Origin of the sequence: Alteromonas sp. W364, from assembly GCF_031846205.1 — a bacterium.
In the GTDB taxonomy this organism is placed as follows: domain Bacteria; phylum Pseudomonadota; class Gammaproteobacteria; order Enterobacterales; family Alteromonadaceae; genus Glaciecola; species Glaciecola blandensis.
In genome coordinates this window covers 52,306-77,866 of the sequence record NZ_JAVRID010000007.1, presented here as the reverse complement: position 1 = coordinate 77,866, position 25,561 = coordinate 52,306, and the positions used below count along the sequence as shown (strand labels likewise).

Here is a 25,561-nt window from a genome sequence, read left to right as displayed (position 1 = left end):
TACCTTCGGCGGTTTAACACAGCCAAAAGGGAAACTACGAAGATGCTTAAAAATTTGATTCAGATTGTCGTCACTCGACAAATGTGCCTTATTTTATCTAGCTTCGCAAGCTCTTATTAAAGAAAACGTCCTTGGGTTCAGCTTCAATCCTTCCCTTTAAACGCTATCATTCTCACATTATCCTATTATGCAAAGGACTGCATATGTCATTATCTGTCGTCTACACGAGAGCCAACTTAGGCGTTGAGGCTCCATTGGTGACTATCGAAGTTCATCTTTCGAATGGTTTACCCGCTTTTAATTTGGTTGGTTTACCTGAAACTACTGTGAAGGAATCACGTGACCGTGTGCGCAGCGCTTTGATCAATGCTGACTTCGAATTTCCAGCTAAGAGAATCACTGTAAACATGGCCCCAGCAGATCTGCCAAAAGGTGGTAGTCGATTCGATCTTGCCATCGCGATTGGCATTATCGCCGCTAGCGACCAACTCAAAAGAGTAGATTTGAGTCAATTCGAGTTTATTGGTGAGCTTGCACTGTCGGGCAAATTGCGTCCCATTCAAGGTGCCTTACCGATGGCATTTGCCGCTTCAAAATCGGATCGCCAACTTATTTTGCCCAAGGATAATGGCAATGAAGCTAGTTTGGTAAGCAAAGCACATATCATTGCTGCAGGGTCCCTCGTAGACGTGTACTTGCATCTAACGGGTAAACAAAAACTTCAGGCACATATTGTTCAGGCCAGCACAAGCAAGAGTATTGAAGAAGCCAATATGCTAAGTACCGAGCACGCAAACAACGATATCGCCGATATTATCGACCAGCAACATGCGAAAAGGGCGCTAGAAATAGCGGCGGCTGGCGGGCACAACCTTCTATTTTTTGGTCCAGCTGGCACGGGCAAGAGCATGTTAGCAAATCGCTTACTTTCAATTACACCAGAGCTAGACGAGGAATCGGCATTGGCATCCGCAGCTATTCGCTCTATTTCTGGCGAAGCTATTTGCCCAGACACTTGGCGTCAACGCACCTTCCGTCAGCCTCATCATACTAGTTCTGCAACAGCCTTAGTTGGCGGTGGTAGCTACCCTAAACCCGGAGAAATATCGTTAGCCCATAACGGTATATTATTCTTAGATGAGTTACCTGAGTTTGGCCGGCACATATTAGACGTGTTGCGCGAACCGATGGAAACCGGTGAAATTAATATTTCGCGGGCAGCACAAAAAGTGGTGTATCCAGCTGATTTTCAGTTAGTAGCAGCAATGAATCCAAGCCCTACCGGTGATATCGACGACAATCGAGCTAGCCCTGATCAAGTACTAAAATACCTCAATCGTATTTCAGGGCCCTTTCTAGACCGTATCGATTTACAGGTAAATGTGCCTAAAGTCGATTTAGGCAAAACACTAAGAAGCAAACCTGTAGAAGGTGGAAAACAGAATGGAAGCCTTAAAGTAGAAAACAGTGCGCAGGTTCTCGCAAGAGTAATAAAGGCCCAAGCAGCGCAACTACAGCGACAAGGTCGCTTGAATAAAGCCTTGAATACGAATGAAATTAATCAATATTGCCCCCTTACTGAATTGGAAGGCGTATTTTTGGCTAAGGCCATGGAGACCATGCAACTGTCGATGCGTGCATACCACCGGACTATGCGAGTTGCTCGAACCATAGCAGATCTGGAGGGAGCAGAACGGGTGAATCAACAACACTTGGCCGAAGCCCTTAGCTTCAGAAGCTTCGACCGTATGTTAAATGAATTAACCGAAATCTAGTAACGCTATAAAACTCGCTTTACTCCTCGGCTTGGAATATATCCTCAACAGTCATACTAAATAGTTTCGCGGCTTTAAAGGCCAGAGACAAACTAGGGTCATACTTCCCTTTTTCTATCGCGATGATCGTTTGCCTTGAAACATCTAGCGCATCAGCAAGATCGGCTTGTGTCCAATCTCGCTCTGCTCGCAGTACTTTAAATCGATTTTTCATGCGTACTTCCTTGTAGAGAACAGTACGCCTACAAAATAAGTAATGCCCATGACGAATAAAATTGCTGAAGGATTAGGTGAAAATGTCACTAGTCGAATGCCTTCGATTAAGCCAAATATCGCGCCAAAAACCATGCTAATGCCTAATGACAAAGCCATCGCTTCTAGCTGAATGCGCTGTTGCAATTCATCCAAATCTTGGAGGTGTTGCTTATTCGCCATGATCATTTTGTAACCCATTACCAGGTTGGTGATCACGGTACAAACAGTAACGACGGTATGAAAGTCCCATAAAAACTTTGGACCGAAGGCAACTAGCGCCAAACTCACTAACCAAAGACCTGTCCACAGGGCGAGTTGCTTAGTATTGCGACGTGTCTTCGACTTCATGCTTTCACCAGGAGTATTTTTGTTCATTTCTTGTGTAGTCATATTTTGCTCACTTTATACATTGTTAATGGATATGCTGTCAGACACTTGTTCTGCTTAAACAAAACAGATAGTGCAAAGTGCAGACAGCATTCAAACAAAAAGTAAAGCGTCCTTTACTTAATGACAAGATAGCTTTGCTTTTACTTAAAGTCAAGCATGCTTTACATTTTGTTTCGAAAAGCAAACAATGTGAGAAAGGGGGATAGATAAAAAATCGATTGATACCAAAGTGAACTGTAGAAAGCTACGTGTTTATAAAGAGCGATAAGAGTGCTTTTAAAACAGATTCATTTGCTCGCTCTCTAAGATAGCAAAGACCTAGTGAGTAAGGCTCAATGCTTGGCACCTCAATACTGCTTACTTTGCTTTTTGCTACTGAGTTATCGAGTACGATCTTTGGAACAAAGCCAACACCTAGGCCCAGCGCAACCATACTAACAATGGCTTCGTTACCCGAAACGCTGGCGTAAACCCGAGGCTTTACACCCAACTCTGTAAACCAATGGTGAATTATCCTTTTCGATGGCCCAGTGCCTGGCATAACCACTTTATGATCACGCCAAACAATGTCACTGATTTTTGTGGCATTCACGGCCTTAGGTACAATTAAGACTAAAGGAACGCTATCTATTTTTTGGAAGCCAACGTGTTGAGGAAAATCTGGTGTGTGAATGGCAATCGCCATATCCGCCTTATGTTGTTGCACGTAATCAAGGGCCAATGCATGATCACCCGTATCTAATTTAAGCTCAATTTGTGGATAGCGGGCGTCAAGTTTATCCAATAAGTCAGGTAAGTGACTTTGGCTGGCGGTTACCGAACAATAGAATGCCAATGAGCCACTCAGCTGTGTTTGTTGATAACCTATATCTGTTCGTACTTGTAACCAAGCTTCATGAGTTTGTTCAGCAAACGCCAAAAAGCGCTCTCCTGCAGCAGTGAGTTTAACACTACGATTATTCCGCACAAACAGCGTCGCTCCGCACTCTTCCTCTAAACGAGAAATAGCCCTCGATAAAGTGGGTGGTGATACAAACATAGCTTCTGCCGTCTTTCCAAAGTGCAAACTCTTGGCCAGGTGCCGGTACATTTGTAAGGCCTTTAACTCCATTTCATACTTACCTTATTATAACTATTAGCGCTGAAAAACCTGCTTCGTTTCATTATTTGAAACATTACATTTCAAATATATCACTTTATAAAACAACTTTCATAAAATAAGATTCAAGCATGTCGTCACGGACACAAAAATAAGACGCGGAACAGTGCATTCATTTTCTTGTTCGCGTTAGATGCTTAAAAAGCAGATTCAGAATTATATAGAGTATTAAATGACTAATTATTTCAACACATTACCATTGCGCAAACAGCTCGACCAACTAGGTCGCTGCCGTTTCATGCACAGAGATGAGTTCGCAGAAGGCTGCGATTACTTGAAAGGTAAATCGATCGTGATAGTAGGTTGCGGCGCACAAGGTTTAAACCAAGGTTTGAACATGAGAGATTCTGGCTTGAACGTCAGTTATGCGCTTCGCCAAGCAGCTATAGATGAAAAGCGTGAGTCATATCAACGGGCTTCATCTAACGGCTTTACAGTCGGAACATACCAAGATCTTATCCCAGAAGCCGATTTAGTTTACAACCTTACGCCTGACAAGCAGCATTCAAGCGTTGTTGAAGCGGTTATGCCTTTAATGAAAAAAGGCGCAACCTTAGGTTATTCACATGGTTTCAATATCGTTGAAGAAGGCCAACAAATTCGCGAAGACATCACTGTTGTGATGTGTGCACCAAAGTGCCCAGGTACGGAAGTGAGAGAAGAATACAAGCGTGGGTTCGGCGTGCCAACCTTGATTGCTGTTCACCCAGAGAACGATCCCGAAAGCAAAGGTTGGGCGATTGCTAAAGCACTTGCATCAGCAACTGGCGGCGACCGTGCAGGTGTGCTCGAAAGCTCATTCGTTGCTGAAGTGAAGTCTGATCTTATGGGCGAGCAAACCATTTTATGTGGTATGCAGCAAGCAGGAGCAATCCTAGCCTACGATAAGATGATTGCCGACGGCGTTGACGCGGCTTATGCCGGTGCCTTGGTTCAGTATGGCCTTGAAGCAATTACCGAAGCATTAAAGATTGGTGGTGTAAGCAACATGATGGACAGGTTGTCAAACCCTGCAAAAATCATTGCGCATGACCTCTCTGAAGAAATGAAAACAATTCTTCGTCCTTTGTTTGAAAAACATCAAGACGACATCATTGGTGGCGAATTTAGCAAGACAATGATGGAAGATTGGGCAAATGACGACGCGAACTTATTGAAGTGGCGCGAAGAAACTGGGCAAAGTGCATTCGAAAATGCGCCTGAGTTCAGTGGCAAAATCTCAGACCAAGAATTTTTCGATAAAGGCATTTTGTTGGTCGCAATGATAAAAGCAGGTGTTGAGTTAGCGTTTGATGTCATGGTTGAAGCCGGCATCCTACCAGAATCAGCGTACTACGAATCGTTGCATGAAACACCTTTGATTTCTAACACCATTGCAAGAAAGCGTTTGTATGAAATGAACGTCGTGATTTCTGACACTGCAGAATATGGTAACTATTTGTTTGCGAACGCAGCAGTGCCATTATTGTCAGAGAAAGTGATGCCAAAGATTACTGCTGAACACATTGGTGGCGGTTTAGCAAATCAGTCCATGGGCGTGGACAATATGAAACTAGTTGAAGTGAACAAAGCAATTCGTTCTCATGGCGTGGAAAGTATAGGCGAAGAACTTCGCGGATACATGACCGATATGAAAGCTATTGTGGAAAGTGCATAGATTCGACCATCCATCACATTTTTTAATCCCTAGTGTGATGGATGGTTAATCGATGTAAAGCTTAAGTAGTTTCACACCTTTTCTGTCGTTAGGTGCTTTAATTAGCTCCTTTTGCCCGGCCTTTTTGGTCGGGCTTTTTATTTTCTAGAGCGTAATTATTTTATGTCGTCGTTTGTTGTTTCCGACTCTTCAGCAGGCGGTAGCTGCATACGGGCACGCTCGACCAAGTGTTGATTGCGCGTGCGCTCCATCATTTTTACACGATGGTGCATGGCCGCCTTTGCTAAAATATGAGCAGTCACTGGCGCAGTAATTACTAAAAATAAAGTAATGAGTAACTCATTAACGCTTATATAACCATTCTGGGTGTACATGTAAACCATTGAACCAATAAGGATACCGCCTAAACCGAGAGTCGTCGCTTTAGTCGGTGCATGCAAGCGCACGTAAAGGTCTTGTAGTCGCAACAAGCCAATAGAGCCGATAAGCACAAAAAGGCCACCTAAGACTAGGAGTATCGAGATGGTAAGTTCCGCTATAAAACTCATGGGTGTCTCCTATTCAATGATATCGCCGCGCAACAAATACTTAGCAAACGCTACACTGCTCACAAAGCCAAGCATGGCTATCAGTAACGCAGCTTCGAAATACAAGGGTGTCTCATTAAAAATACCGTACAACAAGATAAGAGCAATGCTGTTGATGTACATAGTATCAAGCGCAAGTATGCGATCAATAACGTGAGGCCCTATCACCAAACGCCACAAATTCAGCACCAAGGCAATACATAACATAACTGCCACAATTACAACGGCAATATCTAGCATCCGAAAATCTCCTTTACGCGCGCCTCATAACGGTTCTTCACCAAGTCAATGACATCTTGTTCGTTGTCAGGCATATCTAATACATGAACATAGAGCCACTTTTTATCGCTAGAAAGTTCGCCGCTAACCGTACCTGGGGTCATGGTTACTGTGCTAGCAAGAACGGTAATGGGTAACACATCAGTTAAATCTAAGGGAATTGCTACAAATCCTGGTTTGATTTTCCTTTGCGGGCCAACAACTAATAAGGCTACCTGCACGTTAGCAACAACAATGTCTGTTAATACCACTAGAACATATAACATCGCCTTAAAAGGTCGCTTAATCTTAGGCTGTGGCACTCGCAACGGCGCACAAATAAGCGGGATGACAATGGCAAGAACACTGCCTAAGAGAATATGACCTAAACTTAGCGTGGTGTTTAACATTAACCAGACTATTAGCAACATTAGACTGTGAGATGGCATGGGGAATAAACGAGCTAACATAATTATTTGCCCCCTGTGTCGAGTTTCATGATGTTGATGATGTAATCAATATCATGCAGCTGGATAGCCGCGCTATTGGTGTATTCAATCACACTAGCACCAAAAATACTCAGCATTGGCGATGCACCCAGAAGTAATAAGGCGCCACTTAATTGCCATTTTGACACGCCAGCACCATCATCGTTGTCGTTACTTGGCGTAGACCGCCAAAATAATGTAGTACCTGCCCGAGAGAGCGCAATAATCGTCATAAGGCTCGATAGTAAAATAACGCTCCATACCCACACTCTCTCGTCAGCTAAGGTAACGGATTGTAATATCACAAGCTTGCCTAGGAACCCAGAAAACGGAGGTAAGCCCGCGACAGCCATAGCGGCGACGATGAAGATAATGCCTAAGAGGGCCTGTTGCTTTATTTTTCTTGAAATCACAAAGTAATCTAAGGCTTTGCCTCTTTGTTTACTCAACATGTCAGCAATTAAAAATAGGGCGGCGGTAACAAGTGTACTGTGTACCAAATATAAAAGCCCAGCAGCAGTTGCCTCAGGCGTGCCCAGGGCAAAGGAAATCAGCAATGTGCCTACCGATACAATCACCAGGTTACCGATTAACATGCGCAAATTAGCACTCGCTAGCGCACCAATTGTGCCCGCAATAATCGAAAGAATCGCTAATGGCCAAATCCAATCATGAAAAACATTGGCTAACTGGCCCGCTTGATCTCCATAAATCACGGTATACACACGGAAAATACAATACACACCAACTTTGGTCATTATTGCAAACAAGGCAGCGATGGGTGCACTCGCAACGGAATAAGTTTGAGGCAGCCAGAAATGCATCGGTAACATAGCGGACTTCAAACCAAAAACGATCAACATGAGCGCGCCACCCGCTTGTGCGATGAGCGCCTCGCTTTGATTTAGTTCGCTTATGCGCATCGCCATATCGGCAATATTCAAGGTACCTGTAACACCATAAAGTGTACCAAGCGCAAACAAGAAAATACTCGAGCCGATGAGGTTTAAAATCACATAATGTACATTTGCAGCCGTTTTTTGCTTGCCTCCGCCATGAATCAGTAAGGTATAGGAGGCTATCAATAAGACTTCAAAGAATACAAATAGATTGAACAGGTCATTTGTTAAAAACGCGCCATAAATGCCTAATAGCTGGAATTGGACCAGAGGATGAAAGTACTTCCCTTCTCTGTCACTACCTGCAAACGAGTATAAGGTAACCCCTAGACCCAATACGCTACCTAATGCTATCAGCATCACCGAAAGCTTATCAGCATACAAAATAATACCAAAAGGTGGCTGCCAGTCACCCACTGCATACATGATCGCGCCATTCTTGACCACGCTAAGCATGAGCACTATCGCACAAGCCAGTTGCGCCATCACCAGTATTAAGGCTGCGGCACGTCTGAGCTGATACCTTTTGACACCAGCAAAAGGTGGCAACAACATCAGTAAGCCACCAATCATAGGAATTAAAATAGGCAGGATTGCCAAATGTAGAGTCATGCCTTTTCCTCTTCCTTTTTCACCAGTTTGTCGGTGTCAGGAGGGTTAGTACCATCCACAAAGTCGTTACCTAAGTCAGCGCGAGCTCTTATTGCCAGAATCACCACAAAAGCAATCATGGCGAAACCGATCACGATCGCTGTGAGAGTAAGTGCTTGGGGTAAGGGATCTGCATATTCATCAGCCATCCCCAGAATGGCAGCACCATCTAAGCTTAAGCGTCCGCTTGAAAACAAAAATAAGTTAACCGCATAAGAGAGCATAGTTAGGCCCACAACGACTGAAAATGTGCGACCACGAAGGCATAAAAACACCCCACAAAATGTCAGCACACCCACACAAATGACGTATACAGTTTCCATTATTCCTCCGCAGTTGGGCGATGAACCGAGGTGAGCTTACCTAGGTTGGCTAAAATCAGTAGGGTGGCACCTACTACGGTTAAGTAAACACCCAAATCAAATATGAGGGCGCTAGCAAGCTCAATTTCACCAATGAATGGGATATCAAAGTAATCAAACCAAGTCGTCATAAATGGTCTATCAAAGAACCAAGACCCTACACCGGTGAGCGCAGCGATTAATACACCCAAAGATATTAGGGTTTGATAATCGACTTTAATGCGTGGTTTCACCCATTCCACCCCATGAGCAATATATTGTTGAATGATGGCGACAGAGGTGATTAGCCCTGCGATGAACCCACCACCTGGCATGTTGTGCCCGCGCAAAAAGATATAAAACGATACAAGTAGAGCAAGAGGTAACAAGCTCTGCGAAATCATGGTGAGGATTGGAGGATGGCGATCTTCAGACCAAGCCAAACCGTTCTCATTAGCCGATGGCATCGATAAGCGCACACGAGCTAATAATTTAAATATACCTAAGGCCGCGATACCTAGCACCAAAATCTCGCCAAGAGTATCAAGCCCTCTAAAATCAACCAAAATCACGTTCACGGCGTTGGTGCCGCCACCACCTGTTTTACTATTCGCTAAGAAAAACTCAGAAATAGTGTCCAGTGGTTGTGTAATAAAGGCGTAATTAATTGTCGCCACTAAGCCTGCAACCGACGCAGCTATTGCGAGATCTCTAACAACGCGAGACGGAGATGATTCTGTCGCCGTCTTCTGTGGTAAAAAGTAGAGTGCGAGCATGAGCAAAATAACCGTAACTACTTCAACAGATAGTTGGGTTAGCGCTAAATCTGGTGCGGAAAAGCGTGCAAATGCGATAGACGTGATTAGGCCCACGACTGAAATGGTGACCAATGCGAGCATCCGCTTGCGATGATATATAACGGTCGCAATTGCGCTTAAGCATAAAATAATAGCCGCGGTAATTTCGACGCCACTAATGTCTTGATCAGGTAAATGTTGATTGACTGTGTTTAAGTTAATTAGAGGTACAGCGGTAATCGCAATAGTAAAAAATAACATTGCCGCCACATAACGTTGTAGCGAACCATTGCTGAAGTACTCATGAATTTTGGTTGCTTTGTTGACCATTCGCTGCACATAAGCTTCAAAAATTAGCTTTTCGTCGGGCTCTTTAAATTTGGCTTGGAATCTATATAGATGGCGTCGGTAAGCGTATATCAACAAGCCACCAACAATCGCAATTGCACTCATAAGTAAGGGAATATTAAACCCATGCCAAATAGCTAAACTGTAATAAGGCAAATCACCAATGACGACTGAAGACGCTGCCGATGCAAGTAAATCGCCGACTATGTACTCTGGGAATATTCCCACCAATAGACAAAGTACAACCAAGACTTCAATTGGAATCTTCATATACCGAGGCGGCTCATGAGGTGTTTTCGGCAAGTCTTTAGGTTCACCGTTGAAGAAGACATCGTGAATAAATCGCATAGAGTAAGCGACAGCGAATACGCCTGCCAAGGTAGCGAGTACCGGAATAACCCAAGACAAGAAGCCGAGCGCTGAAGAATGCAAGGTTTCCGCTAAGAACATTTCTTTAGATAAAAAGCCATTAAATAAGGGCACGCCAGCCATCGATGCAGCTGCCACCATCGCCAGTGTCGCGGTATATGGCATAAACTGCCACAAACCATTCAACTTACGCATATCGCGCGTCCCCGACTCATGGTCGATAATACCCGCGGCCATAAATAACGACGCTTTAAACACTGCATGATTCATAATATGGAACAAGGCAGCAACAGCAGCGAGTTTTGTATCCAGGCCGAGTAGCAAAGTAATCAATCCCAAATGACTGATCGTCGAGTACGCCAGTAGACCTTTCAAGTCATGCTTAAACAGCGCGATATAAGCGCCAATTAACAAGGTGATTAGGCCTGTCATACTGACAATCAAGAACCACATCTCAGTGCCTGACAATACTGGATACATCCGAGCTAATAAGAAAATGCCTGCTTTTACCATTGTCGCTGAGTGCAGGTAAGCACTGACCGGTGTTGGTGCTGCCATCGCATGGGGCAACCAAAAATGGAAAGGAAATTGGGCTGACTTAGTAAATGCACCCAATAAAATAAGGATAAGCGCAACAGGATATAAGGCGTGCTCTCTAATTAAATCGCCACTGGCTAAAATGACGCTAAGTTCATAACTACCGACCATATCCGACACAAGTAACAAGCCTGCGAGTAAAGCTAAACCACCAGCGCCCGTTACCGTGAGGGCCATCCGAGCACCTTTACGTGACTCTGATTTTGTTGACCAAAAGCTGATAAGTAAGAACGAGCTGATGCTAGTTACTTCCCATGCCATCCAAAGCTGCAAAACATTGTTGGACAATACAATCGACAGCATGGCCGTCATAAATAATATCAAGTAGGCGAAAAATCGGCCAACGGCTTCTTTTTCTGACAGATAATAGCGGGCATATAAAATTATCAGTAGGCCAATACCCAGTATGAGTAAGGCAAACATAAGCGCTAGGCCATCAAGCCGCATTGATAGCGTTAGGCCGACAGAAGGAATCCATGCTAAATGTTCAGTGACGGTGTTGCCTGCCAATACACTGGGCAGCAGGCTTAGAATATAAATAAGACCAATGGCTGGAGCGACCATTGTACATAAAGTGTTGATCCTACGACCGAAGCGCTCTGTGACTACCGGCACTAATACACCAACCAGCAATATTGCTGTTATCCAAAATAAGCTCATCGTTGTTTGTTGCTCCAATTTTTATTTTTCGCTTATTAAGCTTTATTTAGTGAACATACTTTACTGTGAATGTATCTTTAAGGTCGAGTATTTCTTACGATTTTTCACCCTTTTGGGATCTCAATAATGCTAAGTGTAGATGCCTGAGCCCGTAATGCCAATATGTTTCACTTTGTTAAGCTATATTGGTGGCATAGTCAGTCTTTCTATTGGCTGGCGAGATAAATGTGCGTTTGCTGGTGTATTGTTGTTCTCTTTTTGATCGAGTTTTATTTTTACACGTTCGCCTTTTCATGTTTCTTGCCGAATTGCACCGCAAAAAAGGACAAGACTGAAAATACTAGAAACCCCAAAGCAATTGGCGTCAAATCTTTATCTAAGAACTGATTGATGAATGTTGCTATAGGCACCGCTAACAAACTAGTAAAAGAGCCAATAAAAGCAGCACCTAAACCAGCAATATGGCCTACTGGTAGCATCGCCATGGCATTCAGGTTGCCAAAGAGCATACCGATAAAAAAGAAACCAAAAAACATAATCCCAATGAACAAGCCCATGGGAGGAATACCGTCATACAGCACTGTGACAACAGTTAAGCTTATACCGAACACCATCGAGAAAAATACCGCTTTATCACACAGCGATTGCATGCCCCACTTCATTACCATCATCCCGTTAAATAAGGATGCAAGGCCGATTGAAAAAGCCAATGTTGCAAACACAAGTGGAAACCATGTTCCAGTGTCATATATTTCTTGGAAGATAGTCTGAGAACCGCTTAAATAGGCGAGGAATGAACCAAAAATAAAACCCATGGCTACTGAATATCCCATCACCTGTCGTTGCTTTAACAACCACCAACAAGAACGGAAAAACTGATGCCAAGCAAAGCGCTTCCGCTCAACCCTTGGCAAGGTTTCGCCTTGACGAAGAAAAAACCATAAGCCTGAAATAACAGCCACTATCCAAAATACAGTGAAAATTTCACGCCAATGAAACTGCTCCATTACTGCTTGTCCTACCAATGGCGCTATCATAGGTACTAAGATAAAAATTACCGTGATAAACGACATGACTCTTGCCATGGCATCACCAGCATATTGGTCTCGGATTACCGCCATTGATGCAATACGTGGCCCTGATACGCCGAAAGCCTGAACTAAACGCCCAAACAGAAGCACTTCAATTGACTGTGCAAAGTAACAAATAAAAGTACCCATTATAAAAATGATTAATCCGACTAGAATCGTGAGTCGCCGACCTCGAGCATCAGAGAAAGGTCCGAAGAATATTTGCCCAAGCGCCATGCCACCGAAGAATAAGGAAATGACCAAATACGTTTGCTGTGTGCTCTGACTGTTGAGATCTTGACCTATAATATCTAAGGCAGGCAACATTGCATCGATGCTCAAGGCAACGAGAGAGGTCAACAACGCCATAAGGGCGATGAATTCTAGTAGGGGCAATTGCTTTTTGGAGGCTACGCTAACCGCGGCTTGGCTCATTTATACAGGTTCACAAATAATGGTGGTACAAAAAATAGGCGCGAATTGTTCCACAATTCAAGTACAAAGTCATGCCCTACTTGACTAATTACGTGCCTTTACGCTTGTCAAAAAAATTTGCTTTCGTCGAATCTTCCGTCAGTCTTTTTATTATACTTTAGTTTATAGTTATTTTGTCGATAGAAATTAGGGCGGATGACGTTTTGCAAACTCACTTTCTATCCGTATTTTCTTTAGAGCCATGGACCTTCCGCTTCTGGATGTATTTAGGATAATCGTTTTCGGTATTTTATATGTTTAATTTTGGTGATTCAGCTTCTAAACAAGCCCTCAAACAATCAATTGTGGCCGTTGTTAGTATCGACGAAAAAAACAATATTACGTTTTACAATGCGGCCGCTGAAAAACTTTGGGGGTACCATCCTAAGGAAGTCTTAGGTCAGAATATTAGGAAGTTAGTCCCAGAGGAGCATAAGTCAAACCATGATGATTATATTGATACTCACCGCGCAACAGGAAAAGATAAAATAGTAGGAAGCTCTCGTGAAGTTGAGCTACAACGTAAAGACGGAGTAAGGCTGTGGGTTCAGCTTTCTTTGTCTCAAGTTATGGTTAACATTATACGGCCTTTGTGCGTGACGTAACGAGTGAAAGAGAAGCTAGAGAAACTGTAGAGCAGATATTGCAGCAAGCCCTAGATGCCGTTGTATCGATAGATGAAAACAACCATATTACCTTCTACAATGCTGCCGCTGAAGAACTGTGGGGCTATCGTCACGGCGAGGTTATCGGTAAAAACGTCAAAATGCTCGTGCCTAAGATGTTGCAAGCGGAACATGACAACCTAGTGAATGCTAATCGACAAACAGGGCAAGATAAAATTGTTGGCACAAGTCGTGAAGTCAAGATTGAACGCAAAGACGGCTCCACCATTTGGGGCCGGCTATCATTATCAAAAATAAAACTTCAAGGACGAACCATTTATACGGCTTTCATCCGCGATGTGACACAAGAAGTTGAGCAGCGGGAAATGCAGCGAATGCTGTCGCTGGTAGCCAATGAAACAGATAACGCCGTCATTATTAGTGATGCCAAGGGTTTAATTGAATATGTAAACAGTGGGTTTGAGCGCTTGACCGGTTATGCATTGACGGAAGTAAAAGGTAAGAAACCTGGCAGCTTTTTGCAAGGGCCCGAAACTGACCCCGATGCCGTTGCGAAGATACGCCATCACTTGCACGAAAGAACCCCATTTTATGATGAAATTTTAAACTATAAAAAAGACGGTAGCCCATATTGGACATCACTGTCTATTAACCCGGTTATTAAAGACGGTGTTTTACTCAACTATATTGCTGTGCAAGCTGATATCACCAAAGTGAAACAAATGGCCTTAGATTTTACCAATCGACTTAACGCCATAGGTGAAGCTTTATGTATGATGGAGCTTGAGCCTGATGGCTCTTTGATAGAGGCAAAAGATTTATTACGCAATATTTTAAAACCTAGCTATACAGTTGAAAGCTTCAGTAAGGAAGTGTTTAGGAACTTATCTTCTATAGAAAAAGATAGGCTTGCCAGCGATGGCTTTTTATCAAAATTAATTGAGGTAGGCCAAGCTGAACAGCTAAAAGCATTTGATGCACGCTTATGCGTATTGCGCAGTTTCTCGGGTGATATTAGTCGATATGTTTTCTTTGCAACCGACGTTAGCGAACGCAAGAAGGCTGTTAATCAAACGCAAACTTCAATGGATAGTCTGGTGGGTACCAGCCAAACCATTAGTCAGATTGTGGCAACGATTAATGGAATATCAGAACAAACCAACTTGTTAGCATTAAACGCTGCAATTGAAGCTGCGCGCGCAGGAGAAGTTGGTAGAGGCTTTGCTGTTGTTGCTGACGAGGTAAGAACACTTGCGGGTAATTCAAAAGACTCATCAAACGAAATAAACACCTTGGTAAAAGAAACGGTTTCACAAATTGAGCAATTAGCAGACATGATAAAACGTATAGACAACTAAGCTACCGATTCTGCAATACCGCAAATATAAATGGTGAGGACCACGGCTGAGTTAGCGAGACTAAAACAGCATAGAAGTGTTTTTGATGAGCTTCTTAGGCGGTATCGAGACATTTCCGACCAAAGTCGGAAATGACGAGTTCACCTAAGGTTGGCTAGCAGAAGAGCTATTTTAGGTGTTCTGCTAAAAACGCGTCCATTGCCCTGAAGAAAGCTTGACGATTCTTAGAGTTAGACAAGTAATGGTCGCCGTCTTTCAGCTCAAGGTATTCCACATCTTTACCTAAATTTTCGAGTGTCGACGCGTAGATACGCGACTGCTCAATGTTCACGACATCATCGTACTCGCCATGTGCTAGCAAGGTGCTCGCAGTTATTTTCTCGGCATTGTGCAAAGGAGAGCGTTTTTTTAAATCACTTGTATCGTCACCAATTTGATTTTTAGCAATAAGCTCGCCACCAAGGAAGTCGTTTCTTTGTCTTTTGACTCTTTTGAACAAGTCGGTAACACCGGCAAAGCTCACGGCACATTTAAATAAATTAGGCGTTTTTACGGTTGCCATTGTGGCGGCATAACCACCATAACTCGCACCAGCAATACACATCTTGTTCTTGTCAGCATAGCCTTCCGCTATCATCCAATTTGCCGCATCGCTCAAATCATCCTGCATCTGCAAACCCCATGCGCGCATTTGTGCCTCTGAAAAATCAAGACCAAAGCCGCTAGAACCTCTGAAATTTGGCTGAATGACCGCATACCCCCGACTAGCAAAGAATTGTGCCCAATAATCGAAGCCACCAGTATCTCTAGCGCCTGGTCCACCGTGCGGATGAACAATTAAGGGATAGGGTGCCTTGCCAGCTTTTGGCAGGGTAATAAAGGCTTCAATTTCTAATCCATCCCGCGCTTTGTAAACGACGCGTTTAGACGTAGATAAAACATTCGGATCAATCTTGGCATATTCGCCAAACAAGTAATTCAAACTTCCTTTGTCGCGGTCACCGATGTAGAAGCGACCTGGCGTATTAGATGATTGGCTATACATCAAATACTTTCGCTGATCTATGCTGGTATTGAGTAAATAATTAGACTGATCTGGTATGGCATTGGCCAGGGCATCATGCAAGGCATAATCTTTTGTATCAAAGAAGTGGATACCATGCCTCGCACTGCGATGATTTACACCAATCACTTCACCTGTAAGAGTAGATCGCACCAGGCTGCCATCAACGTCATATTCGTCGTGACTGTAGACCAGCGTTTCTTGCATCGTATCTAACGCAACTTTATACAATGCCAAGTGGTAGCCCTTGTATTTAGTGATATATAGAACGTTCGGGTCAAGACCGAAGCCTTGAACATAAATCACTTTTGATGGGTCTTCTATCGGCCGAAATGTATAAATTTTACGCCAGCTGTCATCGTTTGTTTTACGCTCATAAATGATCGACTCGCCGGTTTCATAGTCAAATGCTTCGCCAATTCGAAGCCTGCCTTGTTGGTCAGTCGTCCAGTCACGAATATTGTGCTTGCCCATCTCAACAGTGCTGCTTTTGCCCGTTTTGAGATTTACTTTGTACACCGACGGCATACCAAAAGTATGATTATCAATCGCGGCAAGAATGTGGTCAGCGTCGCTCTTTAGCATATCAACAACAATGTCACCAATTTGGCTATCTCGCTGGCGCTGACCTCTTGCTTCACGATTACGCTTTGGCGCAAGTAAAAAGACAGGATCTTGGTCGGCTTCATCATACTTCAACGACATCATACGTGTGTGAGTATAGCGAGAAGAACCTTTGCGCGTTAGAAACCGAAGGCTGACCAGTAAAGTATCCTCGTTCGCCCATTGAAACCAGCGAAAACCAACCGTTTCGTTATCTGAACTAAACAACAAGGTTTGCTTACCGGTTTTGAAATCATAGGTTGCTAATAACGAGCGATGCTCTGGGTGCGTCACATTTTTTATGAAGGCTATCTTGGTGCCCGAAGGTGACAGCTGTGGACCTTCATATTCAGGCAAAGCACCGAATACTTCAGCTGGGATCTGTTGAGCTTGTGCAAAGCTATTAGCGCTAAATAGCGCACTAGAACTCAACACTAATAAGAATAAAAAAGAAAGGATGACTTTGTTAGTCATAATTAACAATCCTTGTTAAATAAGTGGACACTTTTGATAGAGCTCATCATATCCCAAGGACTTTGCAAAGTCATTATAAGGTAAACTCAATGTGTCTATTTGCATTTACGCTAACTCACAAATCGTCTTGCACAACAGGCTCACGTGTTTAATTGCCTGACACGACTAAATAACTTTGCTTTGTAAAGTAGCGTTTTGCGATGGTAAAAATTGTCGTCGATATGCACCGGATCTTCGGTTCTAAAGTCTCCGCCCCATCGCAAGTGTTCATCAGCTCGAATATCGTCAATGAAGGCACCTATCGCGGGAGGAAGATTGGTAATATTATTTCGGCGAAGCGCCCTAGAGTTGAATAACTTCCCATCTAACATCAAGTTCATATCAATTGCATGACCAATGAAATGGCAGCTTCGGGTTGCAGGTGGCACAATCGCACCTTGAACTTGTTGATTAATACTGCGCGTGGAAGAGGTGACATAAATCTTCAAGTCACGCGCTTTCGCGAACTCGTTGACCTTATTCAAATGAGCAGCAAAATCGCGGTCTACCTTCACTGCGCTGCCAACGAACTGTGACGCTGTATACTCCATCAATTCAAATTCATCAGACGGTGAGTCAATGCTGGCTTGAAGCTTCTCACCATCGGTTTCAACAAACTGTCGAGTGTCAGGCAAACTCTCTACATAATCACCATGCACAAAGCCGAGTTTTCCAGTCGAGGTTTTCACTCGATAGAAAGTGACTTCATCAATAATATCCAGGATATCGTTATGCTTGAGCAAACCCACTTTTTCACCGTTCGGTTTTTCTCTCAGATTCAAACCAGAGTTTGACTTAACTCTACCTCGCTTCATGTCATCTACCCTTTTGGTTCTTGATCGACAGCTGAAATCAGGCCTTTCAGACGTGAAGGTTCATTCTTTGATGCACGAATCTTTTGAATTTTCTCTAAGCCACGAGAGCCAAAATAGAAACCGTAAATGGTTAGCATGATGGTTTGGAAGAAGGGTATCCAGGCTTTAATAGTTTCGTTTTGTTCAGCGGTAAAAGAGGATGTAAAAATGGTTGAAAATGCTAGCAAGGTAACGACTAAGGTCATGAATATGAGGGTCATCGGGCGAATATTTTTAGACAGCCAACTGTCGCTTTTCATGTCGATTTTATGCCGCTCGGTCAGCGACCGTTCAAGATTCTCTTCATATTCTAGGGCACGTTGGTCGACCTCCATTAGAATTTCTTGCATGCGCACTTTATAAGCCGTCGTCACCTTTTGCTTTTGAATTTCGGTGAGTGCTAACTCTTCATCGCTGGTAATAAGATCATCTACGGCTTTTCCTACTGACGCCACTACATCTACGCCGGTTGAGCTAAATATTCTGCTGAGCCACCCCATCTCATATCTCCTTATACTGTGTATAGAAATAGTTTTAGGGAACTCTAAGCTGCAAAAAAGACTGAATGATGCGAGGGACTACTTCCCTTTGTCTTCTCTATCTTTTGCCATATTGCTCAATTTTTCAACTGTTTTGTGAGATTTTACGCTTCAGGGGGTGAAAGAACTTTGATTTTGCCGTTGCGCAGACTATAGATCCAACTGTGAATTTTTACATCTTGATTGCGTTTCATTGCGTCTTTAAAAACACTGGTTCTACGCACGTTTTCAGCTTGTTGTAGTACATTTAACTCACACAATTTTGCCGCACGTTCACTTTTATCTAAGCCTTCTAATAGTGCGCTATTTTCATCGGCTGTATCTTTAATATGTGCTAACCAATTATCAATGAGACCCAAACTGCCTTGCTCCATTGCCGCCTCAACGCCACCGCAACCATAATGACCACAAACAATGACGTGTTTCACTTTCAGCACGTCAATGGCATATTGCAGCACAGACAAGCAATTAAAGTCGGTATGAATAACCATATTCGCTACATTACGATGGACAAAGATATCGCCGGGTAGAAGATCAACAATTTGGTTTGCGGGCACGCGACTATCTGAACAACCGATCCACAAATACATCGGGGTTTGTTGTTCAGATAACTTATTGAAGAAATGTGGATCTGCTTGCTGTGTTTGCTCAGCCCAGCGAATATTGTTGTCTAGCAGCTTCTTAATTTCAGGCATGCGATCTCAGTATTTATGAATGATTAACGCGCATCTATTTTGAACTGAAGTATTACTTCGAGTCCTTTTGCAATTACCGCATTTCCATTGATTGTTTTAGGTGCAAACCGCCATTTCCCTATTGCTACCGCAGCAGGCTCTTCAAAATGTGAGTCTGAACTCGTAATAACTTTTACATTCTCTGCAAAGCCATCTTCGGCAATATCATAACGCACTTTCACCCAACCGTCTTTGCGGGCTTTTAACATTGCTGGCGGGTACATCGGGTTTATTCTAAATAAGGGAGTTTGCTCTTTATTATTGTCCCAAGGCCTCAAACACCCCACTGCACGACAATGTTGGGTCGCAAGATCATGCTCGCCTTGCTCTTGAAACAAGACCACTAACCTTGCATGTGAAGCTAGGGTAAAAGGGTTGGAATAATCAGGCGCATCTTCAAACTCTTGCACTACTTGCTCAAGTTGTTCGATAGCTTTACCGTACTTTCCTTCATGACTGTAAATTTTACTTAAGAAGAAACGTGCTTCGGCCGTACTTGCAGACATTTCACCGTACACCTTCAAAGACTCTTTTAATTGCTTTTCAGCGAGTTTTTTTATTAGCGATGGTTTTATTAATAAGGAGTTTGAAACAGCCGTTTTGACCGTTTGTGCGCGAAATAGCATTGCGCTCTCGGGCATCATGGCAATAATATCTGGGGTGATTTCAATTAGTCTGTCGACGGCTAGGTGATCAGAAAAAACGCCAAGGCTTAAGTCTTTGGGCTCAAGTCCGTCTAACTTACGTGCTATTTTTAATAAATTGATGATATCAAGTAACGCGAAATAGTATGATTGGGAATCATCCCCAAGCGTATTTTCGTAGTAATCAAGAATGCTTTTATAGTGCGAGGCGGCTAATTGAAATTCTCCTGCATCCAAGTAGGCGTGGGCTAGGTTTTGGCGCAGCAAATAGCTCGTCAGGTGGCGCTCACCATATTTTTTTCTACCAAGTTCATAGCTCAAGGTCGCAAGCTCAAGAATGGTATCTGGTGATGCTTTCGCAGAATTAAGTTGTGTTTTATAGGCAGCAAAAGCCGTAGCGAAGGTTAGCGGTTCAGCTACTTCACTTGAGGCCGACTCAGAGCCAATAAACAGGGTCGCTAAAGCAACAGCCAGCACTTTTTGATGCTTGCTGAAACTATTCAACAACCGTTCTTCTTCCATGGTTTCGAAATCAATCATAATGTCTTTTACATCGTCGGGCTTAAGCCCGTTATAGTTATAATTATATGTATCACATATATGTATTGCATTATCCCGCAGTGATTAGCGCATCACTGTAGGTAATTTTGTACTGCTTCCATGCTTCAATTTGCTTGATTCAACTAGTGCCAATTTGTGATGCGTTTTACTTACGCACAGTGCCGTCTCCAAACACCACAAACTTCTGTGTCGTTAGAGATTCAGCCCCCATTGGACCGTAAGCATGTAGCTTACTAGTTGAGATGCCGATTTCAGCACCTAAACCAAGCTCGCCACCGTCGGAAAACCGAGATGACGCATTAACCATCACAACAGATGAATCAATTTCTTTAACAAAGCGCTGTGCTAGAGAAAAATCTTCGGTGACGATAACTTCTGTATGTCCGGAACCATATTCGCGAATATGCTCAAATGCCTGCTCTTCATTTTTAACCACTCTAACGGCGATTTCTAATGCAAGATATTCAGCATGCCAATCATCTTCATTGGCCTGCAGCGCAGCCTTGAAATATCCTATCGATTGCTCACAAGCATGCACCACTACTCGCTTAGACTCAAACATTTTCGCAACTTTGGGTAAAAATTCATCAGCGACATCTGTATGGACTAATAGGGTTTCAAGGGCATTACAGACACCTGTTCTTTGGGTTTTACCATTTTCCAAAATGGCCAGCGCTTTGTTTATATCTGCCGCTTTATCGACGAAAAGATGGCAAACCCCTTTAAAATGCTGGATGACAGGGATTCGACTATGTTCTGTAACGTAATTAATCAAACCTTCGCCACCGCGCGGAATAACCAAATCTATGGTATGACTTAAGGTCAACATGGTCGCCATCACGTCACGATCAGCAAGCGGAATAACGGTCACAATATCGGAACTGAGAGACATTTCGTGTAAAGATTGCTTCAAAATACTGGCTAGAGCCTGATTGCTATGTTGCGCCTCCTTACCACCTCGCAGAATGACCGCGTTACCCGATTTTAGGCACAAAGCCGCCGCATCAATCGTCACGTTCGGTCGCGACTCATAAATCATGGCAACAACACCAAGAGGGATCCGCATTTTCCCTACTTGGATCCCTGACGCTTGAGGCTGCATATTTGAAATACTGCCTAAGAATTCAGGTTGAAAAGCAATTTGTTTCACCGCTTCTGCAATATTATGAATAGCATGTTCGTCTAGCTTTAAGCGATCTAGCATCGCGGAGGAAATTTTAGCAGCTTCTGCATTTGCCATGTCTTTCTGATTTGCAGCTAAAATCTGTGGCACGTTATCTAGCAAGTTTTGTGCAATTAACAACAATAGAGCTTGGCGTTGTGCTGATGTGATCCCAGCAATTTGATGCTTCACCGCAGCCGCCCTTTTGGCAGTAGCAGTAATATCGAAAGAGATATTGGACTCAGTCATGTGTATTTTTCCTGTATTTATTCACTAGCACCAAGTCATCACGATGAATGGCAGCTTCTCCATGACAAAAGCCAAGTATCGCCTCTATGTCACTACTATTTTTACCTTGAATACCTTGTAGTTCGGCACTTGAATACAAACTAATGCCCTTTGCCACTACCTCACCTTCAAATAATATATTCACTGCATCGCCGCCGAAAAAGTGACCGCTAACATCGACGATACCTACTGACAGTAATGATGCACCGGCATTTTTTAGGGCCTGAAATGCCCCCCCGTCAATATTGACATGTCCTTTGGCTTGCAAGGAGTGACTTAACCAATGATGGCGCGCCGATTGCGTACTTTGTTTCGCTTGAAATAGTGTGCCTGCGCACTGACCCTTGAGTAGGGCATCGAACACGTCTGCTTTTTGCCCATTCACTAAGAGGGTTTGAATACCGCTGTGCGTGCATTTTTCAGCAGCCTGAAGCTTGGTCACCATGCCACCTGTGCCGACAGCGGAGCCTGCACCACCGGCTAAGGCTTTGATCGAAGGTGTGACTTCGCCGACATGAGAAATCAACTTCGCCGCAGGGTTTTTCCGAGGGTCGGCATCGAATAAACCATCAACATCAGTGCAAATAATAAGCGTGTCTGCTTGAGCAACCAATGCCGTATGCGCGCCTAAATTATCATTGTCGCCTACCTTAATTTCATCCACCGCCACCGTGTCATTTTCGTTAACGATAGGTAATGCCCCGTTCGCTAACAGTTCGCGTAAGGTATTCTTGACATTCACATATCGTTTGCGGTCATGGAGATCGTCAGAAGTAAGTAATATTTGTGCGCATGGAAAATCAAAAAAACGTGCCCAATTTGCCATCATTTGGGTTTGTCCGATCGCGGCCATCGCTTGTTTTTCAGCAATGCTAGCTTTCATTCCAGTTTTTACGTATCGCCTACCAGCAGCAACGCTGCCTGAAGAAACCAATACGACTTCCTTGCCTTGTTGGCGACTAGACGTAATGAACTTTGCTATGGATAGAAGGAATTCGGCACTACAGCCTTTCCCATCAGGAGAAACTAGGGCGCTGCCTACTTTGATTACAGCCCTTTGCCATGTAAACGAGGTCATGAGTTAATATTTGTTACAAAATATATATATGCTCTGAGAATACTGAAAAACTGCGGCTAAACAAGAAAAAACAGCGCTTTCTTTAGAAAAAAAGCGCACAAATTATAAGGGAATATGCAGGGACACTTTTCTTTGAAGGTAAAGTCGATACAATAGTAAGAAAAAAACGAACTAATAAATAAGTAGTGGGTGACTGTAGACTACAATCTGCATGCAAAGCCAAGCAAACGCTACTGCTCTTCGGTGACAGGGAAAAACAAATGAGACTAAAACGAACTTCGCTTTTTGCGACAGTATTTACTTTATTGTCTGCAGCAAGCGTAATCGCTACAAACGTGCATGCAAGTTCTGCTATTAAACAAACCAAAGGCGACTTTGAAGACAAATTTCGCCAATTAGATGAAGCGCTACCGACACCAAATGTATATCGAAATGCAGCGGGTGAGCCAGGTCACATGTACTGGCAACAGAAAGTAGACTACGTTATTGATGTAAAACTCGACGAAGAGAAGCGTCGTTTAAGTGCTAGCCAAACCATCACTTATCAAAATAACTCTCCGGATACACTCAAGTATTTGTGGATCCAACTCGACCAAAACAAGTTTCGTGAAGACTCGATGTCAGCGCTTACCACCACGTTTGGCGGCATTGGCAACCGAGGTCCTGCGACTCAGGGGGCCAGCGGTGATACTCCAGCACGCTTAAGCCTTGGTGCATTGCGCAGACAGCAATTTGTTGAAGATACTGAACTTGGTTACGATTTACAAAAAATCACCGACACCAATGGTAATGCCCTAAAGTATGTTGTTGTAGGTACCTTAATGCGTGTAGATTTACCTACACCATTAAAGCCGAATACAAGCACTCAATTTAATATTGATTTTGCGTTTAACATTGTTGAAGAAGATGCTGTTTCAGCCCGTTCAGGCTACGAGCATTTCCCTGATGACGCACGCGACGGTGGTAACGATATATTCTTATTAGCGCAGTGGTTCCCGCGTTTAGCTGCCTATACTGATTACGAAGCATGGACTAATAAAGAGTTTATTGGTCGCGGTGAATTCACCCTAGAGTTTGGTAATTACGATGTGAGCATCACCGTTCCAGCTGACCATGTGGTTTCTTCAACAGGTGCCTTGGCGAATCCAAACGATGTGCTAACGAAAACACAGCGTGATCGCTTAAAGAAAGCCGAAACAGCCAAACGACCAGTATTCATCGTGACTGAAGAAGAAGCCTTAGATAACGAAAAAGACGGTACCAGCAAAACAAAAACGTGGCGCTTCAAAGCCGAAAAAGTCAGAGATTTCGCTTGGGCTAGTTCACGCAAATTTATGTGGGATGCAAAAGGTTATCAACAAGGTGGCGAAGATCAACCACTGGTAATGGCAATGTCTTTCTACCCGAAAGAGGGTGGCGATTTATGGAAAAAGTACAGCACAGAGTCTGTCATCCATACCATGGAAGTATACAGCCGATTCTCATTTGATTACCCATATCCAGTTGCCCAATCAGTTAATGGTCCAGTGGGCGGCATGGAATACCCAATGATCACTTTCAACGGCCCACGCACAGAACTACAAGACGATGGCGAGCGCACCTATTCCTTGGCTGAAAAACGCTTTTTGATTGGTGTGGTTATTCACGAAGTCGGTCATATTTACTTCCCAATGATTGTGAACTCAGACGAACGCCAATGGACATGGATGGATGAAGGTCTTAATAGTTTCTTAGACGGTGTTGCTGGTCGTGAATGGGACCCAAAAATTCCATGGGGTGTTGAGCCACGCGATATTACTGGCTACATGAAATCCAGTACTCAGGTGCCAATTATGACGCAATCTGATTCAGTGCTTCGCCTTGGACCTAATGCTTATACTAAGCCAGCTGCAGCCTTGAATATTTTGCGAGAGACTATTCTTGGTCGCGAGTTATTTGATTTTGCGTTTAAAGAGTATGCACAACGTTGGATGTACAAGCGCCCAACCCCTGCTGACTTTTTCCGTACCATGGAAGAAGCTTCTGGTGTCGACTTAGATTGGTTCTGGCGCGGATGGTTTTATTCAACCGACCACGTAGATATCTCACTTGATCATGTTTATAAACTGCGTTTAGACACTGAAGATCCTGACATCGATTTTGCTCGTCAACGTCAAGCAGAACAGGACAAGCCATTGTCTTTGACTGATGAGCGCAATAAAGCGGAAGGTATTGAGCTATGGGTTGATCGCAACGACGATGTTTCTGATTTTTATGACGAAAACGATCCTTGGACGGTTACCAATAAAGAGCGCAATAAATACCGTAAATTCCTGAGCAAGCTGGACCCATGGGAAAAGCGCGTTTTTGAAAGAGCGATAAAAGAAGACAAAAACTATTACGTGCTCGACTTCTCAAACAAAGGCGGCTTAGTGATGCCAATTATTCTTGAGCTAGAGTTTGAAGATGGCAAGAAGGAAAACATGTATATTCCAGCGGAAATTTGGCGTAGAACACCCAAAGCGGTGTCTAAACTGATTGTGACTGAGAAAGACCAAGTGTTGAAATCAGTAACCGTGGATCCACGTTGGGAAACAGCAGATGTAGATATCGAGAATAACCATTATCCACGTCGAATTATTCCTTCAAGAATTGAAGCATACAAGAGCAAAAAGAATACAAGCGGTGTTCGTCGTGACTTAATGCAAGACAGTAAAACAAAACTTAAGTCCGATGCTGAAATCGAGAAAAAAGCTGCGGAAGAAGAAGATAATTAATGCGCAG

22 protein-coding genes are annotated in these 25,561 nt (G+C 43.5%); 5 read left to right on the top strand and 17 right to left on the bottom strand.

Translation table 11 applies throughout. The features are described 5' to 3' along the window. Window positions 1-203 precede the first annotated feature (203 nt). Window positions 204-1,775, top strand: a complete 1,572-nt coding sequence (locus RM556_RS12370; RefSeq protein WP_311374725.1) for a YifB family Mg chelatase-like AAA ATPase — start codon at window positions 204-206, stop codon at window positions 1,773-1,775. Window positions 1,776-1,794: 19 nt separating this feature from the next. On the opposite strand, the gene RM556_RS12365 is transcribed toward RM556_RS12370, so the two are convergent. The 3 genes from RM556_RS12365 to ilvY form a co-directional block, all read right to left on the bottom strand. Then, a complete protein-coding gene (locus RM556_RS12365; protein WP_311362502.1) occupies window positions 1,795-1,989 on the bottom strand; it encodes a helix-turn-helix transcriptional regulator in 195 nt (64 codons plus the stop codon). Then, entirely contained in the window at window positions 1,986-2,420 is a 435-nt protein-coding gene (locus tag RM556_RS12360; RefSeq protein ID WP_311362503.1) for a hypothetical protein, read from the bottom strand. The genes RM556_RS12365 and RM556_RS12360 overlap by 4 nt, the downstream gene beginning before the upstream one ends. Before the next feature lie 244 nt (window positions 2,421-2,664). After that, window positions 2,665-3,531 (bottom strand): HTH-type transcriptional activator IlvY, encoded by an 867-nt coding sequence (gene ilvY, locus RM556_RS12355; protein ID WP_311362504.1) that lies wholly within the window; start codon window positions 3,529-3,531, stop codon window positions 2,665-2,667. A gap of 220 nt (window positions 3,532-3,751) precedes the next feature. Here ilvY and ilvC point away from each other — a divergent pair, with 220 nt between their 5' ends. Further along, the gene (gene ilvC / locus RM556_RS12350; protein WP_311374724.1) at window positions 3,752-5,236 is read left to right on the top strand and encodes a ketol-acid reductoisomerase; all 1,485 of its coding nucleotides are present in this window, start codon (window positions 3,752-3,754) and stop codon (window positions 5,234-5,236) included. A 155-nt stretch (window positions 5,237-5,391) separates the two neighbouring features. Here the strand turns inward: ilvC and RM556_RS12345 are convergent, their stop codons facing one another. From RM556_RS12345 to RM556_RS12315, 7 genes are all read right to left on the bottom strand, one after another. Continuing rightward, on the bottom strand, window positions 5,392-5,784 hold the full coding sequence (locus RM556_RS12345) for a Na+/H+ antiporter subunit G (RefSeq protein ID WP_311362506.1): 393 nt from the start codon (window positions 5,782-5,784) through the stop codon (window positions 5,392-5,394). A gap of 9 nt (window positions 5,785-5,793) precedes the next feature. Beyond that, a complete protein-coding gene (locus RM556_RS12340; RefSeq protein WP_311362507.1) occupies window positions 5,794-6,063 on the bottom strand; it encodes a K+/H+ antiporter subunit F in 270 nt (89 codons plus the stop codon). Next, window positions 6,057-6,551, bottom strand: coding sequence for a Na+/H+ antiporter subunit E (locus RM556_RS12335; protein WP_311362508.1), 495 nt, complete (start codon window positions 6,549-6,551; stop codon window positions 6,057-6,059). Before RM556_RS12335 ends, RM556_RS12340 begins: the two co-directional genes overlap by 7 nt. A 2-nt stretch (window positions 6,552-6,553) precedes the next feature. Next, window positions 6,554-8,080 (bottom strand): monovalent cation/H+ antiporter subunit D, encoded by a 1,527-nt coding sequence (locus RM556_RS12330; protein ID WP_311374723.1) that lies wholly within the window; start codon window positions 8,078-8,080, stop codon window positions 6,554-6,556. After that, a complete protein-coding gene (locus RM556_RS12325) occupies window positions 8,077-8,442 on the bottom strand; it encodes a Na+/H+ antiporter subunit C (protein ID WP_311362510.1) in 366 nt (121 codons plus the stop codon). Before RM556_RS12325 ends, RM556_RS12330 begins: the two co-directional genes overlap by 4 nt. After that, entirely contained in the window at window positions 8,442-11,231 is a 2,790-nt protein-coding gene (locus RM556_RS12320) for a monovalent cation/H+ antiporter subunit A (RefSeq protein ID WP_311374722.1), read from the bottom strand. The genes RM556_RS12325 and RM556_RS12320 overlap by 1 nt, the downstream gene beginning before the upstream one ends. A 275-nt stretch (window positions 11,232-11,506) precedes the next feature. Then, window positions 11,507-12,736 carry a multidrug effflux MFS transporter gene (locus RM556_RS12315; protein ID WP_311374721.1) on the bottom strand — a complete coding sequence of 410 codons (1,230 nt, stop codon included), beginning with the start codon at window positions 12,734-12,736 and terminating at the stop codon, window positions 11,507-11,509. Between the two features lie 293 nt (window positions 12,737-13,029). Here RM556_RS12315 and RM556_RS12310 point away from each other — a divergent pair, with 293 nt between their 5' ends. Together RM556_RS12310 and RM556_RS12305 are read left to right on the top strand one after the other, a co-directional pair. Further along, the gene (locus tag RM556_RS12310; RefSeq protein WP_311362513.1) at window positions 13,030-13,380 is read left to right on the top strand and encodes a PAS domain S-box protein; all 351 of its coding nucleotides are present in this window, start codon (window positions 13,030-13,032) and stop codon (window positions 13,378-13,380) included. Next, entirely contained in the window at window positions 13,368-14,759 is a 1,392-nt protein-coding gene (locus RM556_RS12305; RefSeq protein ID WP_311374720.1) for a PAS domain S-box protein, read from the top strand. Before RM556_RS12310 ends, RM556_RS12305 begins: the two co-directional genes overlap by 13 nt. A 166-nt stretch (window positions 14,760-14,925) precedes the next feature. On the opposite strand, the gene RM556_RS12300 is transcribed toward RM556_RS12305, so the two are convergent. From RM556_RS12300 to proB, 7 genes are all read right to left on the bottom strand, one after another. After that, window positions 14,926-16,899 carry a S9 family peptidase gene (locus tag RM556_RS12300; RefSeq protein ID WP_311362515.1) on the bottom strand — a complete coding sequence of 658 codons (1,974 nt, stop codon included), beginning with the start codon at window positions 16,897-16,899 and terminating at the stop codon, window positions 14,926-14,928. 140 nt (window positions 16,900-17,039) lie between these two features. After that, entirely contained in the window at window positions 17,040-17,753 is a 714-nt protein-coding gene (locus tag RM556_RS12295; protein ID WP_311362516.1) for an SH3 domain-containing protein, read from the bottom strand. A 5-nt stretch (window positions 17,754-17,758) separates the two neighbouring features. Beyond that, a complete protein-coding gene (locus RM556_RS12290) occupies window positions 17,759-18,292 on the bottom strand; it encodes a hypothetical protein (RefSeq protein WP_311362517.1) in 534 nt (177 codons plus the stop codon). A 143-nt stretch (window positions 18,293-18,435) separates the two neighbouring features. Beyond that, on the bottom strand, window positions 18,436-19,026 hold the full coding sequence (can, locus tag RM556_RS12285) for a carbonate dehydratase (RefSeq protein ID WP_311362518.1): 591 nt from the start codon (window positions 19,024-19,026) through the stop codon (window positions 18,436-18,438). 23 nt (window positions 19,027-19,049) lie between these two features. Then, complete coding sequence (locus RM556_RS12280; RefSeq protein WP_311374719.1) at window positions 19,050-20,249, bottom strand: TonB family protein; 1,200 nt, start codon at window positions 20,247-20,249, stop codon at window positions 19,050-19,052. A gap of 166 nt (window positions 20,250-20,415) precedes the next feature. Then, window positions 20,416-21,666, bottom strand: coding sequence for a glutamate-5-semialdehyde dehydrogenase (locus tag RM556_RS12275; RefSeq protein WP_311374807.1), 1,251 nt, complete (start codon window positions 21,664-21,666; stop codon window positions 20,416-20,418). A gap of 7 nt (window positions 21,667-21,673) precedes the next feature. Further along, window positions 21,674-22,798 carry a glutamate 5-kinase gene (gene proB / locus RM556_RS12270; RefSeq protein WP_311362520.1) on the bottom strand — a complete coding sequence of 375 codons (1,125 nt, stop codon included), beginning with the start codon at window positions 22,796-22,798 and terminating at the stop codon, window positions 21,674-21,676. A 260-nt stretch (window positions 22,799-23,058) separates the two neighbouring features. Between proB and RM556_RS12265 the strand changes: the two genes are divergently transcribed. Beyond that, on the top strand, window positions 23,059-25,554 hold the full coding sequence (locus RM556_RS12265; protein WP_311374718.1) for a M1 family metallopeptidase: 2,496 nt from the start codon (window positions 23,059-23,061) through the stop codon (window positions 25,552-25,554). The last annotated feature ends 7 nt before the right edge of the window (window positions 25,555-25,561 follow it).

What these genes read in the sequence shown, in the direction of transcription:
- RM556_RS12315 (WP_311374721.1), bottom strand. Translation starts at nt 12,736, where the DNA reads ATGAGCCAAGCCGCGGTTAGCGTAGCCTCCAAAAAGCAATTGCCCCTA.
- can (WP_311362518.1), bottom strand. Translation starts at nt 19,026, where the DNA reads ATGCCTGAAATTAAGAAGCTGCTAGACAACAATATTCGCTGGGCTGAG.
- proB (WP_311362520.1), bottom strand. Translation starts at nt 22,798, where the DNA reads ATGACCTCGTTTACATGGCAAAGGGCTGTAATCAAAGTAGGCAGCGCC.
- RM556_RS12320 (WP_311374722.1), bottom strand. Translation starts at nt 11,231, where the DNA reads ATGAGCTTATTTTGGATAACAGCAATATTGCTGGTTGGTGTATTAGTG.
- ilvC (WP_311374724.1), top strand. Translation starts at nt 3,752, where the DNA reads ATGACTAATTATTTCAACACATTACCATTGCGCAAACAGCTCGACCAA.
- RM556_RS12345 (WP_311362506.1), bottom strand. Translation starts at nt 5,784, where the DNA reads ATGAGTTTTATAGCGGAACTTACCATCTCGATACTCCTAGTCTTAGGT.
- RM556_RS12265 (WP_311374718.1), top strand. Translation starts at nt 23,059, where the DNA reads ATGAGACTAAAACGAACTTCGCTTTTTGCGACAGTATTTACTTTATTG.
- RM556_RS12300 (WP_311362515.1), bottom strand. Translation starts at nt 16,899, where the DNA reads ATGACTAACAAAGTCATCCTTTCTTTTTTATTCTTATTAGTGTTGAGT.
- RM556_RS12325 (WP_311362510.1), bottom strand. Translation starts at nt 8,442, where the DNA reads ATGGAAACTGTATACGTCATTTGTGTGGGTGTGCTGACATTTTGTGGG.
- RM556_RS12290 (WP_311362517.1), bottom strand. Translation starts at nt 18,292, where the DNA reads ATGGGGTGGCTCAGCAGAATATTTAGCTCAACCGGCGTAGATGTAGTG.
- ilvY (WP_311362504.1), bottom strand. Translation starts at nt 3,531, where the DNA reads ATGGAGTTAAAGGCCTTACAAATGTACCGGCACCTGGCCAAGAGTTTG.
- RM556_RS12335 (WP_311362508.1), bottom strand. Translation starts at nt 6,551, where the DNA reads ATGTTAGCTCGTTTATTCCCCATGCCATCTCACAGTCTAATGTTGCTA.
- RM556_RS12360 (WP_311362503.1), bottom strand. Translation starts at nt 2,420, where the DNA reads ATGACTACACAAGAAATGAACAAAAATACTCCTGGTGAAAGCATGAAG.
- RM556_RS12310 (WP_311362513.1), top strand. Translation starts at nt 13,030, where the DNA reads ATGTTTAATTTTGGTGATTCAGCTTCTAAACAAGCCCTCAAACAATCA.
- RM556_RS12370 (WP_311374725.1), top strand. Translation starts at nt 204, where the DNA reads ATGTCATTATCTGTCGTCTACACGAGAGCCAACTTAGGCGTTGAGGCT.
- RM556_RS12330 (WP_311374723.1), bottom strand. Translation starts at nt 8,080, where the DNA reads ATGACTCTACATTTGGCAATCCTGCCTATTTTAATTCCTATGATTGGT.
- RM556_RS12340 (WP_311362507.1), bottom strand. Translation starts at nt 6,063, where the DNA reads ATGCTAGATATTGCCGTTGTAATTGTGGCAGTTATGTTATGTATTGCC.
- RM556_RS12295 (WP_311362516.1), bottom strand. Translation starts at nt 17,753, where the DNA reads ATGAAGCGAGGTAGAGTTAAGTCAAACTCTGGTTTGAATCTGAGAGAA.
- RM556_RS12365 (WP_311362502.1), bottom strand. Translation starts at nt 1,989, where the DNA reads ATGAAAAATCGATTTAAAGTACTGCGAGCAGAGCGAGATTGGACACAA.
- RM556_RS12280 (WP_311374719.1), bottom strand. Translation starts at nt 20,249, where the DNA reads ATGATTGATTTCGAAACCATGGAAGAAGAACGGTTGTTGAATAGTTTC.